This is a genomic window from Micromonospora sp. DT68, assembly GCF_049847245.1.
GTDB lineage: Bacteria > Actinomycetota > Actinomycetes > Mycobacteriales > Micromonosporaceae > Micromonospora > Micromonospora profundi.
Window position 1 is genome coordinate 161,916 of sequence record NZ_JBNCNZ010000014.1, and the last position, 12,888, is coordinate 174,803.

General features: G+C 70.5%; 12 protein-coding genes, 1 tRNA gene and 3 pseudogenes. 10 read left to right on the forward strand and 6 right to left on the reverse strand.

Going from position 1 to position 12,888, the window contains the following annotated elements; translation table 11 throughout:
• The first annotated feature begins 19 nt into the window (after positions 1–19).
• Complete coding sequence (locus ACPXB1_RS23495) at positions 20–391, forward strand: hypothetical protein (RefSeq protein ID WP_355587920.1); 372 nt, start codon at positions 20–22, stop codon at positions 389–391.
• On the opposite strand, the gene ACPXB1_RS23500 is transcribed toward ACPXB1_RS23495, so the two are convergent.
• Positions 354–1,622, reverse strand: coding sequence for a benzoate/H(+) symporter BenE family transporter (locus ACPXB1_RS23500; RefSeq protein WP_355587918.1), 1,269 nt, complete (start codon positions 1,620–1,622; stop codon positions 354–356). The two genes, ACPXB1_RS23495 and ACPXB1_RS23500, sit on opposite strands and share 38 nt — an antisense overlap.
• Before the next feature lie 50 nt (positions 1,623–1,672).
• On the opposite strand from ACPXB1_RS23500, the gene ACPXB1_RS23505 reads away from it, so the two are divergent.
• Positions 1,673–2,230 carry a helix-turn-helix domain-containing protein gene (locus ACPXB1_RS23505; RefSeq protein WP_355587916.1) on the forward strand — a complete coding sequence of 186 codons (558 nt, stop codon included), beginning with the start codon at positions 1,673–1,675 and terminating at the stop codon, positions 2,228–2,230.
• On the opposite strand, the gene ACPXB1_RS23510 is transcribed toward ACPXB1_RS23505, so the two are convergent.
• Positions 2,207–3,250: a LuxR C-terminal-related transcriptional regulator gene (locus ACPXB1_RS23510; protein ID WP_355587914.1), complete on the reverse strand. Its 1,044-nt coding sequence runs from the start codon at positions 3,248–3,250 to the stop codon at positions 2,207–2,209. The genes ACPXB1_RS23505 and ACPXB1_RS23510 overlap by 24 nt on opposite strands.
• Before the next feature lie 63 nt (positions 3,251–3,313).
• Between ACPXB1_RS23510 and ACPXB1_RS23515 the strand changes: the two genes are divergently transcribed.
• From ACPXB1_RS23515 to ACPXB1_RS23525, 3 genes are all read left to right on the forward strand, one after another.
• Complete coding sequence (locus ACPXB1_RS23515) at positions 3,314–4,033, forward strand: PP2C family protein-serine/threonine phosphatase (RefSeq protein ID WP_053652112.1); 720 nt, start codon at positions 3,314–3,316, stop codon at positions 4,031–4,033.
• A gap of 51 nt (positions 4,034–4,084) precedes the next feature.
• The gene (locus ACPXB1_RS23520; protein WP_425735782.1) at positions 4,085–5,275 is read left to right on the forward strand and encodes a GNAT family N-acetyltransferase; all 1,191 of its coding nucleotides are present in this window, start codon (positions 4,085–4,087) and stop codon (positions 5,273–5,275) included.
• A 62-nt stretch (positions 5,276–5,337) separates the two neighbouring features.
• The gene (locus tag ACPXB1_RS23525; protein WP_425735783.1) at positions 5,338–6,525 is read left to right on the forward strand and encodes a hypothetical protein; all 1,188 of its coding nucleotides are present in this window, start codon (positions 5,338–5,340) and stop codon (positions 6,523–6,525) included.
• A 130-nt stretch (positions 6,526–6,655) separates the two neighbouring features.
• On the opposite strand, the gene ACPXB1_RS23530 is transcribed toward ACPXB1_RS23525, so the two are convergent.
• Complete coding sequence (locus ACPXB1_RS23530; RefSeq protein ID WP_425735784.1) at positions 6,656–7,738, reverse strand: NAD-dependent epimerase/dehydratase family protein; 1,083 nt, start codon at positions 7,736–7,738, stop codon at positions 6,656–6,658.
• Between the two features lie 136 nt (positions 7,739–7,874).
• The gene (locus tag ACPXB1_RS23535; protein ID WP_355627439.1) at positions 7,875–8,177 is read right to left on the reverse strand and encodes a hypothetical protein; all 303 of its coding nucleotides are present in this window, start codon (positions 8,175–8,177) and stop codon (positions 7,875–7,877) included.
• Positions 8,178–8,402: 225 nt separating this feature from the next.
• Between ACPXB1_RS23535 and ACPXB1_RS23540 the strand changes: the two genes are divergently transcribed.
• Positions 8,403–8,474 (forward strand) — tRNA-Lys (locus ACPXB1_RS23540).
• Positions 8,475–8,562: 88 nt separating this feature from the next.
• Here ACPXB1_RS23540 and ACPXB1_RS23545 read toward each other — a convergent pair.
• A complete protein-coding gene (locus ACPXB1_RS23545; RefSeq protein ID WP_425735785.1) occupies positions 8,563–9,807 on the reverse strand; it encodes an IS256 family transposase in 1,245 nt (414 codons plus the stop codon).
• A gap of 248 nt (positions 9,808–10,055) precedes the next feature.
• Between ACPXB1_RS23545 and ACPXB1_RS23550 the strand changes: the two genes are divergently transcribed.
• On the forward strand, positions 10,056–10,331 hold the full coding sequence (locus ACPXB1_RS23550) for a type II toxin-antitoxin system Phd/YefM family antitoxin (protein ID WP_167946201.1): 276 nt from the start codon (positions 10,056–10,058) through the stop codon (positions 10,329–10,331).
• On the forward strand, positions 10,328–10,585 hold the full coding sequence (locus tag ACPXB1_RS23555; protein WP_167946203.1) for a Txe/YoeB family addiction module toxin: 258 nt from the start codon (positions 10,328–10,330) through the stop codon (positions 10,583–10,585). Before ACPXB1_RS23550 ends, ACPXB1_RS23555 begins: the two co-directional genes overlap by 4 nt.
• A 30-nt stretch (positions 10,586–10,615) precedes the next feature.
• Here the strand turns inward: ACPXB1_RS23555 and ACPXB1_RS23560 are convergent.
• A pseudogene (locus tag ACPXB1_RS23560) lies at positions 10,616–11,497 on the reverse strand (tyrosine-type recombinase/integrase); the annotation flags it as partial.
• Positions 11,498–12,551: 1,054 nt separating this feature from the next.
• On the opposite strand from ACPXB1_RS23560, the pseudogene ACPXB1_RS23565 reads away from it, so the two are divergent.
• Positions 12,552–12,692: pseudogene (locus ACPXB1_RS23565) on the forward strand (NUDIX hydrolase); the annotation flags it as partial.
• A 46-nt stretch (positions 12,693–12,738) separates the two neighbouring features.
• Positions 12,739–12,888: pseudogene (locus tag ACPXB1_RS23570) on the forward strand (IS5/IS1182 family transposase); the annotation flags it as partial.

The following is a 12,888-nucleotide window of genomic DNA, read 5'->3' on the forward strand; positions in this document are numbered from 1 at the left end:
CCCCGGGAACCGCTGAAAAATGGACCAGCAGGACGCGCAGCAGGCGACCATCTCGCGGATCACCACCGGAATGCCGGTGATCGACGTCGCCGGCACCGAGATCGGGACCGTGGACCTCGTCCAACGGGGTGACCCGAACGCGGTGACAGTGCAGTCTCCGACCGCCGACCCGGGCAGCAGCCTGGACGAGCTGATCGAGGCGACCGCCGTGGAGGAGCCGGACGTACCGGCCGACCTGGCGGCGCGACTGCTGCACACCGGCTACCTGAAGGTCTCGACGGAGTCGGCAGATATCGGAGCCGTGTACGTCCCGGCCGACCGGATCGCCGCCGTCACCGACGGGCGGGTGAGCCTCACGGTCGACGTGGCCGACCTGCCACCCGAGGAGTGACCTGGTCCCGAGCGGCTTCGACCTCGGCGCTGCCAGGTCGCTGATCGGGTGCGGGTCTCTCCGAGGGACCGGGCCGGTCGGGCCTGCGGCGGAACAGCAGCAGCATCAGGCAACCGGCGACCAGGCCCCAGAACGCGCCGCCCACACCGATCAGCGTCACCCCCGAGGCGGTCACCACGAAGGTGACCACGGCGGCCTCCCGGGTGTCCGGATCGGCCACCGCTGCGGCGAGCGCCGTGGCAAGCGCTCCCAGCAGCGCCAGCCCGGCGACCGCCTCGATGAGGATCGGCGGGGCGATCGACACCAGCGCGGTGGCCACCCCCGCGCCCAGCCCGAGCAGGGCCAGGCCGACGCCAGCGGTGACCGAGGCGACCCAGCGGCGCTCCGGATCCGGGTGGGCGTCCGGACCGGCGGCCAGCGCGGCCGTGATCGCCGCTAGGTTCACGGCGTGCCCGCCGGCCGGTGCGGCCAGGAGGCTGGCCAGGCCGGTGGTCCGCAGCGCGGCGCCGAAGGGCGGGCGGTAGCCGTAGCCGGCCAGCACCGCCATGCCGGGTACGTTCTGCGCGGCCATTGTGACAAGGAACAGCGGAAGGGCGAGCCCGACAAGCGCGGACGCATTCCAGGCCGGCGCGGTGAAGGTGACAGTAGGGGTGAGCGTGACCCCGCTCAGGCCTGCTGGCGGCGCGGTGAGCGCTATCGCCGCCACTGCCACCAGCAGCGCGCCCGGCACCGCCCAGCGGCGAGCGAACCGGTACAGCAGCAGCCAGCCGGCCACCACCGGGCCGGCCACCGCGGGCAGTTCGACAAGCGCGCGGACCGGAGCGGTGCAGAGCGGCAGCAGCACACCGGCGAGCATCGCGCCGGCCACCGGCTTGGGGATGGCGGCCACCGCCCGGCCAAGTGGCGGAAACAGACCCGCCGCGACGATCAGCAGGCCGGCCACGAGGAAGGCGCCCACCGCGACCGGCCACCCGCCCGGCTGCGGCCCGGTCGCCACCAGCAGCGCCGCGCCGGGGGTCGACCAGGCGACGCTCATCGGTATCCGGTGGCGCAAGCCCAGCCAGACAGCGGCGAGCCCGCTCGCCACGCAGAGGGCCAGCAGGCCGGAGGACGCCTGCGCGTCCGACGCGCCCACCGCCCGGAGCCCGGCCAACACGACGGTGAACGAGCTGGCGAAGCCGACGAGCGCCGTCACCACGCCGGCAAGCAACGGTTGAGCCCGTCCGGCCACTCCCGCCCCCTGTTCCGTTTACGGAACGACAGTTGTAGCACGATATGCGGATGCCGCACCCACCGGCCCGGCGTCCGGGCCTCGACGTGGATCCCGCCGTCGTGGGCCGCCGTGTACGCGCCCTGCGCGAGGAGCGGGGGATCTCGCTGTCCGCGCTGGCCCGGCTCGCCGGCGTCGGCAAGGCCACGCTCTCCGGCCTGGAGCACGGCACCCGCAACCCGACCCTGGAGACGCTCTGGGCGGTCACCGCACAACTCGGCGTGCCGCTGACCGCCGTACTCGCCGAGCCGGCAGGCGTACCCACCGTGCACGGCAGCGCGGTCACCGCCACCCTGCTGGAGGTGTTCACCGACTCCGACGCGACCTACGAGCTGTATCGGATCCGGGTGGCCCCCGGGCCGGGGCAACTCTCCCCCGCCCACCACCCAGGGGTCACCGAACACCTGACCGTCTTCGCCGGACTGCTACGTGCCGGCCCGGCCGACGCGCCGCTCACCGCTTCGGCCGGCGGCCACCTCCGCTGGGTCTCCGACGTGCCACACAGCTACACGGCGATCGGCGACGAGGAGGTCACCGCAAGCCTGCTACTGCGCTACCCGCGCCGCTGAGCGGACGGCCCAGAGCGCCACCTCGGTACGCGACGCCGAGCCCGTCTTGCGCAGCAGGTTGGACACGTGCACGGTGACCGTACGCACCGAGATGCCGAGCGCCTTCGCGACCTGCTTGTTGGACATGCCGGCGACGAGGCAGCCCAGCACCTCGACCTCCCGAGCGGTCAACTCCACGTCCGGTAGCGCGTCGACCGGGTCGGCATCCGCCACCCGATCGACAGGTGGGGTCGGCTGGCGCGGGCCGGGCAACCGACGCAGCAACACGTCCGGCCCCTCTCCCGCGTGCGCGGCAAGCAACTCGGTCAACGCGTACGGGTTGCCGCCGGTGCACCGCCAGACCGAAGCGACCAACCGGCCGGAAGGACGGCTGCCGGCGTACACCTGGGTCAGGATCTCGGCGACCTCGGCCGGACGCAGCGGGCCGAGGTGCTGGCGGACGGCGCCCCGGACGCCTGTGAGCCGGGCCAGCGCGCGGCGGGTGAGCTCCGGTGCCACCGCGTCGGCCGGCGGTCGGCTCGCCACCACCAGCAGGGCGGGCAGGGCCGCCACGGTGGCCAACTCACCGACCAGGTTGACGCTGGCCGGGTCGAGCGCGTGCAGGTCGTCCACGACCAGTACGGCCGGGCCGGCACCGACGAGCAACTGGACGGTCCGCACGGCGAGGCGGAGCAGGGTGCCGGGCGCGTACCGCTCGCGGGGTGCTGTGGGCTGCTGGGCCAACCAGGCCAACGCGTCCGCTGGTAGGCCGAGCCGGCTGGTGTCCCGGCCGGTGAGTACCGCGGCCAGCCAGTCGTACGGCGCAGGGCCGTGCACCCGGGCTGCGCCGGAGAGGATCAGCGCGGGACGCGGCGTGAAAGCGTCCACGGCGGCTGCGACCAGCAGACTCTTGCCCACCCCGGCCGCTCCGGTGAGCACCGCGACGCTCGGCGCCGGCCGGCGCGGCGACACCACCGCGGACCATGCCCGGTCGAGCTCGGCGAGCTCGCCGGCGCGCCCGACCATGGACACCGGCATCATTTCTTCACCCTACGCAGTAGTGCGTAGAGACGAAGGCGGGGTGTTCTTGGCAAGCTTGTCCCCATGACGCTGATCCTCCGCTCGGTCATCCTCAACGACATCGGTCTGGTTCGCACCAACAACGAGGACTCCGCCCTCGCCGGTGACCGCCTGATCGCCGTCGCCGACGGCATGGGCGGGCTGCCCGCGGGTGAGGTGGCGAGCGAGATCGTGATCCGGATTCTGGACGAGCTGGCCCCGCCCACCGACCCCGACGGGGCCGCCGACGCCCTGCGTGCCGTGGTCAGCACCGCCAACCAGCGCATCCACGCCGCCATCACCGTCGACCCGGCCCGCGAGGGGATGGGCACCACGCTCACCGCCGCGCTGCTGGCCGGCGAGACGCTCGTGCTGGCCCAGGTCGGTGACTCCCGCTGCTATCTGCTGCGCGACGGGGAGTTGACCCAGCTCACCCGGGACGACACATTCGTGCAGGCACTTGTCGACCAGGGCACGCTCTCCCCCGACCAGGCCCGGCACCACCCGCAGCGGTCCCTGGTGACGCGGGCCGTGCAGGGTGCCGACACCCCACCGGCGGTCGGTGTGCTCACAGTCGTTCCCGGCGACCGGCTGCTGCTGTGCAGCGACGGGCTCTCCGACTACGTCGAGGACGAGGCGATCGCGGCGACGCTCGGCATGTACGCCGACCGTCAGCAGTGCGGCGAGCAGTTGGTGAAGCTCGCCCACCACGCCGGCGCCCCGGACAACGTCACGGTCGTGGTCTCCGACGTCACGACCCGCTGACCTGGGCGCAATCCGGTTGCGGCGGGTGGCGGCACCGGTTGGGATGGGCGGATGACCATCCGACGGGTGACGGCCGACGAGCGTCTCACCACCAGCTTCCCGCTGGCCGCGTACGCCTTCGAGTCGTCGCCGCTCGGTGCCGCCCGGGTCGAGGAGTTCCGCGACTACCTGCCCTACCACCAGGGCAACACGACGCTGGCCGTCGAGGAGCACGGCGAGACGCTGGCTGCCGCCTCAGCCATCCCGATGCGGCAGAACCTGCGCGGGTCGGTGCTGTCGATGGCCGGCGTCGCCGGTGTGGCCACCCATCCGCTGGCCCGCCGGCAGGGGCACGTCCGAGGGCTGCTGCACCAACTCCTCGACGAGATGCGCGACGAGGGGCACAAGCTCACCGCGCTCTACCCGTTCCGGCCCAGCTTCTACGCCCGGTTCGGCTACATCGGGCTGCCCAAGCCGCGCACCGTCGCGTTCACGCCGGCCGATCTGGGGTCGCTGGTCCGCGCCGAGCTGCCCGGCGAGGTGGGCTGGGAGCGGATCCGCGCCGGCTATCCCGCGTGGCGCGCGTTCACCGAACGCTGCCTGACGGAACGGCACGGCTTCTCGATCTTCCCGGACTATCGGGACGTCGGCCTGCGCGACCGCGACGAGCACTGGCTGCTCACAGCCCGGGTGGACGGCGAGGTAACCGGCGTGCTCACGTACCGGATCGACGGCCACGGCGGCACGCTCATCGGCAACGAGCTGCTGGTTGCCGACCCGCTCGCCCGGACGCTGCTGTTGCAGTTCTTCGCCAGGCACATCGACCAGGTCGACCGGGTCACCGTCCAGGTCCCGCCGGACGAGTTGCCGGAGCTGTGGCGCACCGACCTGGACGTACACGTCGAGGCGCGGGCGGGCCGGCCGGGCGCGTCCGCCCCGATGGCACGGCTGCTGTCGCTGGACGCGCTCAGCGGGCTGTCCGTCGGGCCAGGCCGGGTCCGGATCGAGCTGACCGGGGACCGGTGGCTGGCCGGCAACCACCTGCTGGACGGCACGACCGGCGCGCTGGAGCTGCTGCCCGACGACACCGCCCGGGTGCCGACGGCAACGCTCACCGCCGCCGGGCTCTCCGCCCTGGCATACGGGGTGCTGGACCCCGCCGAGCTGCCGTTGCGCGGGCTTGGCGACGTACCTGTGGACGCCGCAGCCGAGCTGCGCGGGATCTTCCCCCGCGCGGTGCCGTACCTGTTCGCCGACTTTTAGCAGCTGGTTAAACCGGCCCGGCGGATTCGCTCCGGCGTCGTCGCGGCTCCTAGCATCACGGGGTGCGCCTGTCGTCGCTTGCCGCCCTGCTGGTCCTCGGTGTCACCGCCGCAACCCTGCCCGCCTGCGCGTCCAACACGCCAGCGCCGCCGGCCGCGTCGCCGTCCGACATGCCGGAGGGCCTGGTGACCGGCGACCAGGACGTCGCACCGACGGGCCGTGACGGTCTCGGCGGGCCGGGGGCCAGCGCGAGCCCGAAGCCTGCGGCGAAGCCGCTCGCCGCAGGCAACCCGAACGGCAAGGCCGCCGTGCCTGCGGAGGCACGCGCGGTGGACACCTCGAAGCCGACCCGGACCATCGGCACCGGCACGCCGGCGAGCTGCACCTCCGCGGCGGTGGTGAAAGCTGTTGCGGCCGGCGGCGTCATCGCGTTCGACTGTGGACCGGCACCCGCGACCATCAAGATGACCGCCACCGCGAAGGTCCGCAACGCCAACGGGCCGAAGGTCGTGCTCGACGGCGGCGGCCGGGTCACCCTGAGCGGCCAGGGGAAGCGGCGCATCCTCTACATGAACACCTGCGACGGCGCCCAAGGCTGGACCACCTCGCACTGCCAGAACCAGGACCACCCGCAGCTCACAGTGCAAAACCTGACCTTCGCCGACGGCAACTCCACAGGCGACAGGGCCGAGGGTGGCGGCGGTGGAGCCATCTTCGTACGCGGCGGGCGGTTGAAGGTCGTCAACTCGCGGTTCGTCGACAACCGCTGCGACCGCACCGGCCCCGACCTGGGCGGCGCGGCCATCCGGGTGCTCAGCCAGTACGACAACAAACCGGTGTACGTCGTGAGCAGCACCTTCAACGGCGGCTCCTGCTCGAACGGAGGGGCGCTGAGCAGCATCGGCGTGTCGTGGGTGGTGCTCAACAGCGTGCTGAGCCGCAACGAGGCCATCGGCAACGGCGCCAACCCGGCCAAGTCCGGTACGCCCGGCGGGGGCAGCGGCGGCTCGATCTACTGCGACGGCAACGAGTTCACCGTACGGATCGCCGGCACGATCATCGAGAACAACAAGGCCAACGAGGGCGGCGGCGCGATCTTCTTCGTGAGCAACAACCGCACCGGCACCATGAAGATCGAAAACTCGACGCTACGCCGCAACCCGAGCGGCAAGTTCGAAACCAGCGGCTATCCGGGCATCTTCTTCCTGGGTGCCCGCAACCCCACGGTGACGGGTTCGAAGCTCACCTGACCGCGGCTGAGGCTGGCCGCGCGCCGGGCGGCGATGCTGGTCGTGCGGCGGGCTGGCGGGCGTGGTGAGGCTGTTCGTGCGGCAGGGCTGGTCGTGCGGCGAAAGCTGGCCTTGGCGGCAGGCTGGTCGATCAGTAGGGGTTGCCTTGGCCTGCCGTGCGGGCCCGCAGCAGGCCGGCGGGACGGCCCGGCAGGTCGTGGGCTCCGGACAGCGGCGGGCTGGCGGTGTGGTCACCACCGGCCATCCCCATGAGCAGTTCCTTCAGCGCGGTGAGCGCATCGATCTTGGGCTGCCAGCCCAGCTCGGTCTCCGCGCGCTCGCTGGACATCAGCGGCGCGTTCAGGCCCAGCTCCACCCAGCCCGCGTCGACCGGTTGCAGCCGCGCCCGCCAGGTCAGCGCCGCCGCCACCCGCAGCACCGGCGCCGCTACCGGCACGGTCCAGCCGTGGAAGTGCCGGGCCACCAGCTCCGGAGTCAGCACCGGGTCCGCAGCGACATTGAAGGCGCCGCGCGCATCACCCAGAACCGCCCTGGCGTACGCGTCAGCCACATCGTCGGCATGCACCGCCTGCATCCGCAGCCGCCGGTTGGCGGGTACCAGCGGGATCCGGCCGAAGCGCAACAGCCGTACCGGCGCGAACGGGCCGAGGAAGTAGCGGGTGATCTCCGTACCGGCGTCCCGCTGGAAGATCAGGCCTGGTCGCAGCCGGACCACCCTCAGCGCCGGATGCTCCCGCTCGATCCCGTCCAGCAGCGCCTCGACCTCCGCCTTGTGCTCGCTGTACGACGAGCCGGGCACCCCGGTCGCCGGCCAGCGCTCGCTGATCGGGTGGTCCTTCGGGCCGGGCGCGTAGGTGCCGACCGACGACGCGTACACCAGAGCCGGAACCCCCGCCCGGACCAGCGCCTCGAAGACCGCCCTACTGCCGTCGACGTTCGTCCGGCGCAGCACCCGCTGGTCGTGACTGGGCTGAATCTGCCAGGCCAGGTGCACCACCGCGTCCGCACCGGCGAACACCTCGGCCAACTGCCCCACCGCGCCCGGCGCGCCGATGTCACACGAGTGCCACTCCACCTGGTCGTACGGCGTGCCGGCGTCCGGGCCGGGCAACCGCCGGGCCACCCCGACCAGCTCGACGCCCCGCTCCCGGCGCAGCCGACGCAGTACCGCCGTACCGACGTTGCCGCTCGCCCCCACCACCACGATCCGCATGTCCGACCCCGTACCCGTCCAGCAGCAGCTCAACCGCAGCCGCCCGGCGCGCGCCTGCAACTTGATCGACTCGATTTCCTGGAAACCGGTGTGTCCCGCCCAGCGGGATACCGCTTCTTCCAGGAAGCCGAGTTGATCAAGGCCGAGGGGAGTTCCGCACCCAGCCGTGCTTCTCCTTGGCACGCCGGCCAGCCGTGGCCGCCAGGCAGCGCGGGCAGATCCAGCCCACCGCGTCGACCTCGGTAAGCACGTCGGTGCCCGAATAGTCGAAGCGCACATGTGGGAAGCGACGCAGCCGGGTCCGACTCAGGGCCAGGCCGCAGACGGTCTGGTTCTGGCCGGGCAACCAGGCGTGCACCTCACCGCCCGGCTGACGTACGCCGTCCGGCCCGACCTCCTCCCCGGACGCCGCAACGGCCGGGGGACTGCTCGACCTCATGCACGTTCCAGTTCCCCAGCCGCGCTCAGCCATGCATGGGTCAACTGCTTGATCCACTCCGCGTGCCGGCTTGGGCCCGGCCACCGTGATAGAGGGCACTGACGGCTCCAGCACGCCGGACGCCACCCGATCAGGGTGCGGGTGGGTGCCGGCCAGCCACAGGCATCGACGGTCGACCGGAAGCCGAGAGCCGTCGGCAGGAACCGTCCGGTAACCTGAGCGCGCGGGCCGCTAGCTCAATGGCAGAGCTGTGGACTTTTAATCCATAGGTTCAGGGTTCGAGTCCCTGGCGGCCCACTCTTCAGCAGGCCAACGAGCCCTTCACGGGTCGGTCACGTCCGCGCGAGTGGTGTAGGAGACGGCCATCGCGGGATCCGGTCTGATGTTATGCGGCGATCGGGGCGGGTTCTGTCTGGTTGGTGTCGTGTTGATCGGTGTTGATCGTGACCATGCGGGCTTTGGCGAGTAGGTCCAGGCCCATGTAGCGGCGGCCTTCGGTCCATTCGTCGGTCTGCTCGGCCAGGACGGCGCCGACGAGTCGGATGATCGCTGCCCGGTTGGGGAAGATCCCGACGACGTCGGTGCGCCGGCGGATTTCCTTGTTCAGCCGCTCTTGCGGGTTGTTGGACCAGATCTGGCGCCAGATCTCCCGTGGGAACCCGGTGAAGGCCAGCAGGTCGTCGTGGGCGGCGTCGAGGTGCTCGGCGGCGGTGGGGAACTTCGCTTCGATCGTGGCAACGACCCGTTGGAACTGGGCTCGGACGGCGTCGGCGTCGGGCTGGTCGAAGATCGTGCGGACCAGGGTGGCGATCCACGGCTGCGCCGACTTCGGCACTTTGGTCAGCAGGTTGCGCAGGTAGTGGGTGCGGCACCGTTGCCACGACGCCCCGGGCAGGGCCGCGCCGATGGCGGCCACGAGGCCGGCGTGGGCGTCGGAGATGACCAGACGCACGCCGGTCAGGCCGCGGGCGGTCAGCGACCGCAGGAACGCCAGCCAGCCGGCGCCGTCCTCGTCGGAGGCGACGTCCAGGCCCAACACTTCGCGTTGGCCGTCGGCGTTGACCCCGACCGCGATCAGGGCGTGGACGTTGACGGTGCGGCCGGCTTCGCGGACCTTCATCGTCAGCGCGTCCATCCACACGAACGTGTAATGGCCCGAGTCGAGGGGCCGGTTGCGGAACGCCTCGACCTGCGCGTCCAAATGGGCGGCCATCTCCGAGACCTGCGACTTCGACAACTGCCGGATCCCGAGCTGCTCCACCAGCTTCTCCACCCGCCGCGTCGACACCCCCAGCAGATAGCTCGTGGCCACCACCGACACCAGGGCCTGCTCGGCCCGCCGCCGATGCGTCAGCAGCCAGTCCGGGAAGTAGGAACCGTGGCGCAGCTTGGGGATCGCCAGGTCGATCGTGCCGGCCCGGGTGTCCCACTCTCTCGGCCGGTAACCGTTGCGGGAGTTGACCCGCTCGTCACTGCGCTGCCCATACGCGGCGCCGCAGATCGCGTCCGCCTCGGCGGACATCACCGCCTGCGCGAACGTCTTGATCATCGCCTGCAACACATCCGGCGACGCGCCCACTATCTGCTCGCACAGCAGCTCAACAGGGTTCACACTCTCAGATGCGGCCATCGCGCATCACTCTCCTTCACTCGGACTTAGCCGTCTCGAAGGATCGCGCGGTGGCCGTCTCCTATCTACGCAACACGCCCATCACGGGCAAGTCGTACACCACTTCCGTGGACGTAACCCACGGGTCTCTCGCCTTGGTGGCATGGCCCGTACAGCAGCGAAGTACAGCAGTAGCAGGCGATGCGTGCATGCATGATGCTGCGGGCCCACCTAAGGTACAGTTTTCTGTACTTGCTATGGAGGTGGTCATGCGGACCGTCAACTTCACCCAGCTACGGCAGAACCTGGCCGCCGAACTCGACAGCGTCATCAACGACGCGGAGGAAGTGGTGGTGACCCGGTCCGGCCACGAGCCGGTGGTGATCGTGCCGCTTGCCGAGTACGAGTCGATGAAGGAGACCGAGTACCTCCTGCGTAGCCCGAGCAACGCCGCCGCGCTGCGCCGGTCGATGGCGGAGTTGGAGAAGGGCGATGCGGCCGATCGCGATCTGGTCGACCCGGCCACCGTGCGGGACGTCGCGTGAGGCTGGTTTTCACCGCGACGGCGTGGAACCAGTACCTCAGCCACACGGATCGGAAGCTCGTCAAGCGCATCAACGAACTCATCGCGGACGTGATGCGCAACGGATACGAGGGCATCGGCAAGCCGGAGCCCCTTCGGGGAGAGCTGTCCGGCTTCTGGTCCCGCCGAATCGATCGCGAACACCGACTGGTGTATCGGATCACCAAGGACGACGTCGAAATCATCGCCTGCCGGTACCACTACGGCGACCGATAGCGGACCGGACCGGAACCGGCGGCGCGGCGGTCATTGGTCGAGCGTCTGGCCAAGTCGCTTGAGCGCGTCGAGAGTCGCCGCCGAGGACACCACCGTGTAGATCTCCATGGTGATGGCGAACTGAGCGTGCCGGAGGATCTGCATCGCCACCCGGGGGTGCACGTCCAGGTCCGCCAGGAGCGAGGCGCAGGTCCGCCGGGCATCCCTGACGGTAATCCGCCGAACGCCGGCCGCGTCACAGCGGCGGTCCCAGAAGCGGTTGAAGTTGCGCGGCTCGACCGGCCGCCCGTAGCGGGTGGTGAAGATCAGGTCGGACGGCTGCCAGGCCGGACCGGCGGCATCCCGGGCGGCGGTCTGGGCGACGCGGCGGCGGCCGAGGGCCACGGTGCAGATGTCCGGCAGCGGCAGGGTGGCGTCCGAGGCTGCCGTCTTCGTCTCCCGGTGCAGCAACTCGGCGCCGACCCGCTGAAGTTGCCGATCGATGGTCAACTCCCCCGCGTCGAGGTCGACGTCCGCCCAGGTGAGCCCCAACATCTCACCCTTGCGCAGACCGAGCACCAGGACCAGGACGTACGCGGCGTAGAGCGGGTCGTCGTCGGCGCGGGCCGACTCCAGGAAGCGCCGCGCCTCGTCGCTCGTCCACGCCTTGCGCTTGCGCTTGCGTACCGGTGGCAGCTTCACCAGGGACGCGACGTTGCGGGTGATCAGCCCTTCGGTGATCGCCTGGGACAGCAGCGTCCGGAGCACGGTCCGCAGGTGCGTGACGCTGGTTGCCGAGGGCAGATCCCGGCAGCACCGGCCGAGGGCACAGCAGCGACGCTGGGCGGGCTTGCGCCGCTCGTCCTTGCCCTGGGCGCAGCACTGGCAGGTCCGCCCGACCTCGTTGATCCAGGTCTGCACGTCGCTGGCCCGGCGGATTCTGCAGCCTCTCGCGTTTTCGTGATTTGGTAATAAGTGATTCCAAATCCGGTCAGAGCGACTGGTAGTGCCGATATGTCGGCAATGTGACCTATAAGGTCAAGCACGTTCAAAGCGGCACCATCCTTCCGGCGGAGCCACCTTACCGAGGGTATGGACGCTTCGCGGCCCCATGGGCATCGCGCCCGGATGTCGTACAACCGACTGCCGGATGCCTTGCCAACCGAGGAAAGCCGCCCGCCTGATAGCTGAATTAAGCCGCCTAGCGGCTTAGCGGTTAAGGCCAGCTACTGCTAAGCCGCAGGCCGGTCGTGCCCGATCCGTGCCCGATGCAGCGGTCAACATCGGCCAGCGGAGCCCCGTCTGGATGGCCGGCGGGCAGGTCCGTATCCTCCGTCGCCAGCAGTCCCCACGCCCTGTGGCACCTGCTCAACCCGATTCCCAAGCTGACAGTCGGCGGCTACTGGTCGTTGTCGTCGTCCCGCATCAGGCGGTCGAGGTCCTCAGGACGCATCCGCTTGATCTGGGTTTCCAGTTTGCGGCTGTACTGGCGATCGTTGGGATCCATCCCGTTGCGAGATCGAGAGCTGCGGCCATACTCCTTGAGGAAGCCGCCCAACTCTCGACGTATACGTTCCCGACGGCCCGACATGGAGCCACTCTAGGATTCGATGGGCGACTCGCGCCTTCCCATAACCGCTGTCGCCAGCAACCAGCCGAGATGAGGACAGCCGGCGGCGGCCAAGCACAGACAGCCGCCCGAGGTCGCAGACGCGGACGGACCATCCCGGACGAAGCGCCCAGAGCTTGTAAGCGAGACGTCGAGCAGCAGCGAGGCAGCAAGAAGGCAGCGCGAGCGCAGACGCGGGTTGACTGCGAACGTGAACCGACGACGCTCCGCACCTGCTCGTCGACGCGGATCGCCACCAGTTGGCAGCGGCCGACAGCTTGAGACCGCATCCCCCCGACGGGGGTCGTCACGCACGGAACTGAATCGGCGGAGTGCCGTGCGGGGCGGGTTCCGTGCCGTTGGTCGGATACTGGCCGGATGGTGGAGGGACAGGACGTCGGGTTGACGCGGTGGACGATTCACGGTGAGCGGGTGGTGGACGGTAGCCGGCGGGCCCGGTTGAGCATCGCGGATGTGGAGTTGCCGGACGGGGTGCGGTTTGAGCAGTACGTGATTAAGGGACGTCTCGTAACTTGGTGGTCGGTCCATGGTGGATCATCTTGGGGTGCAGGTGATCTCGGCGGCTCGCCAGAAGTGGATCTTTCCGTTCACCGGGCTGCAGCCCGCCCAGTTCCGCAGGCTGGTCCGGTTGGTCGCCGAGCGTGGTGGTGACGCGATTGCCGACGGTCGGCCGGGACGGCAGTGGTCTCTCGAC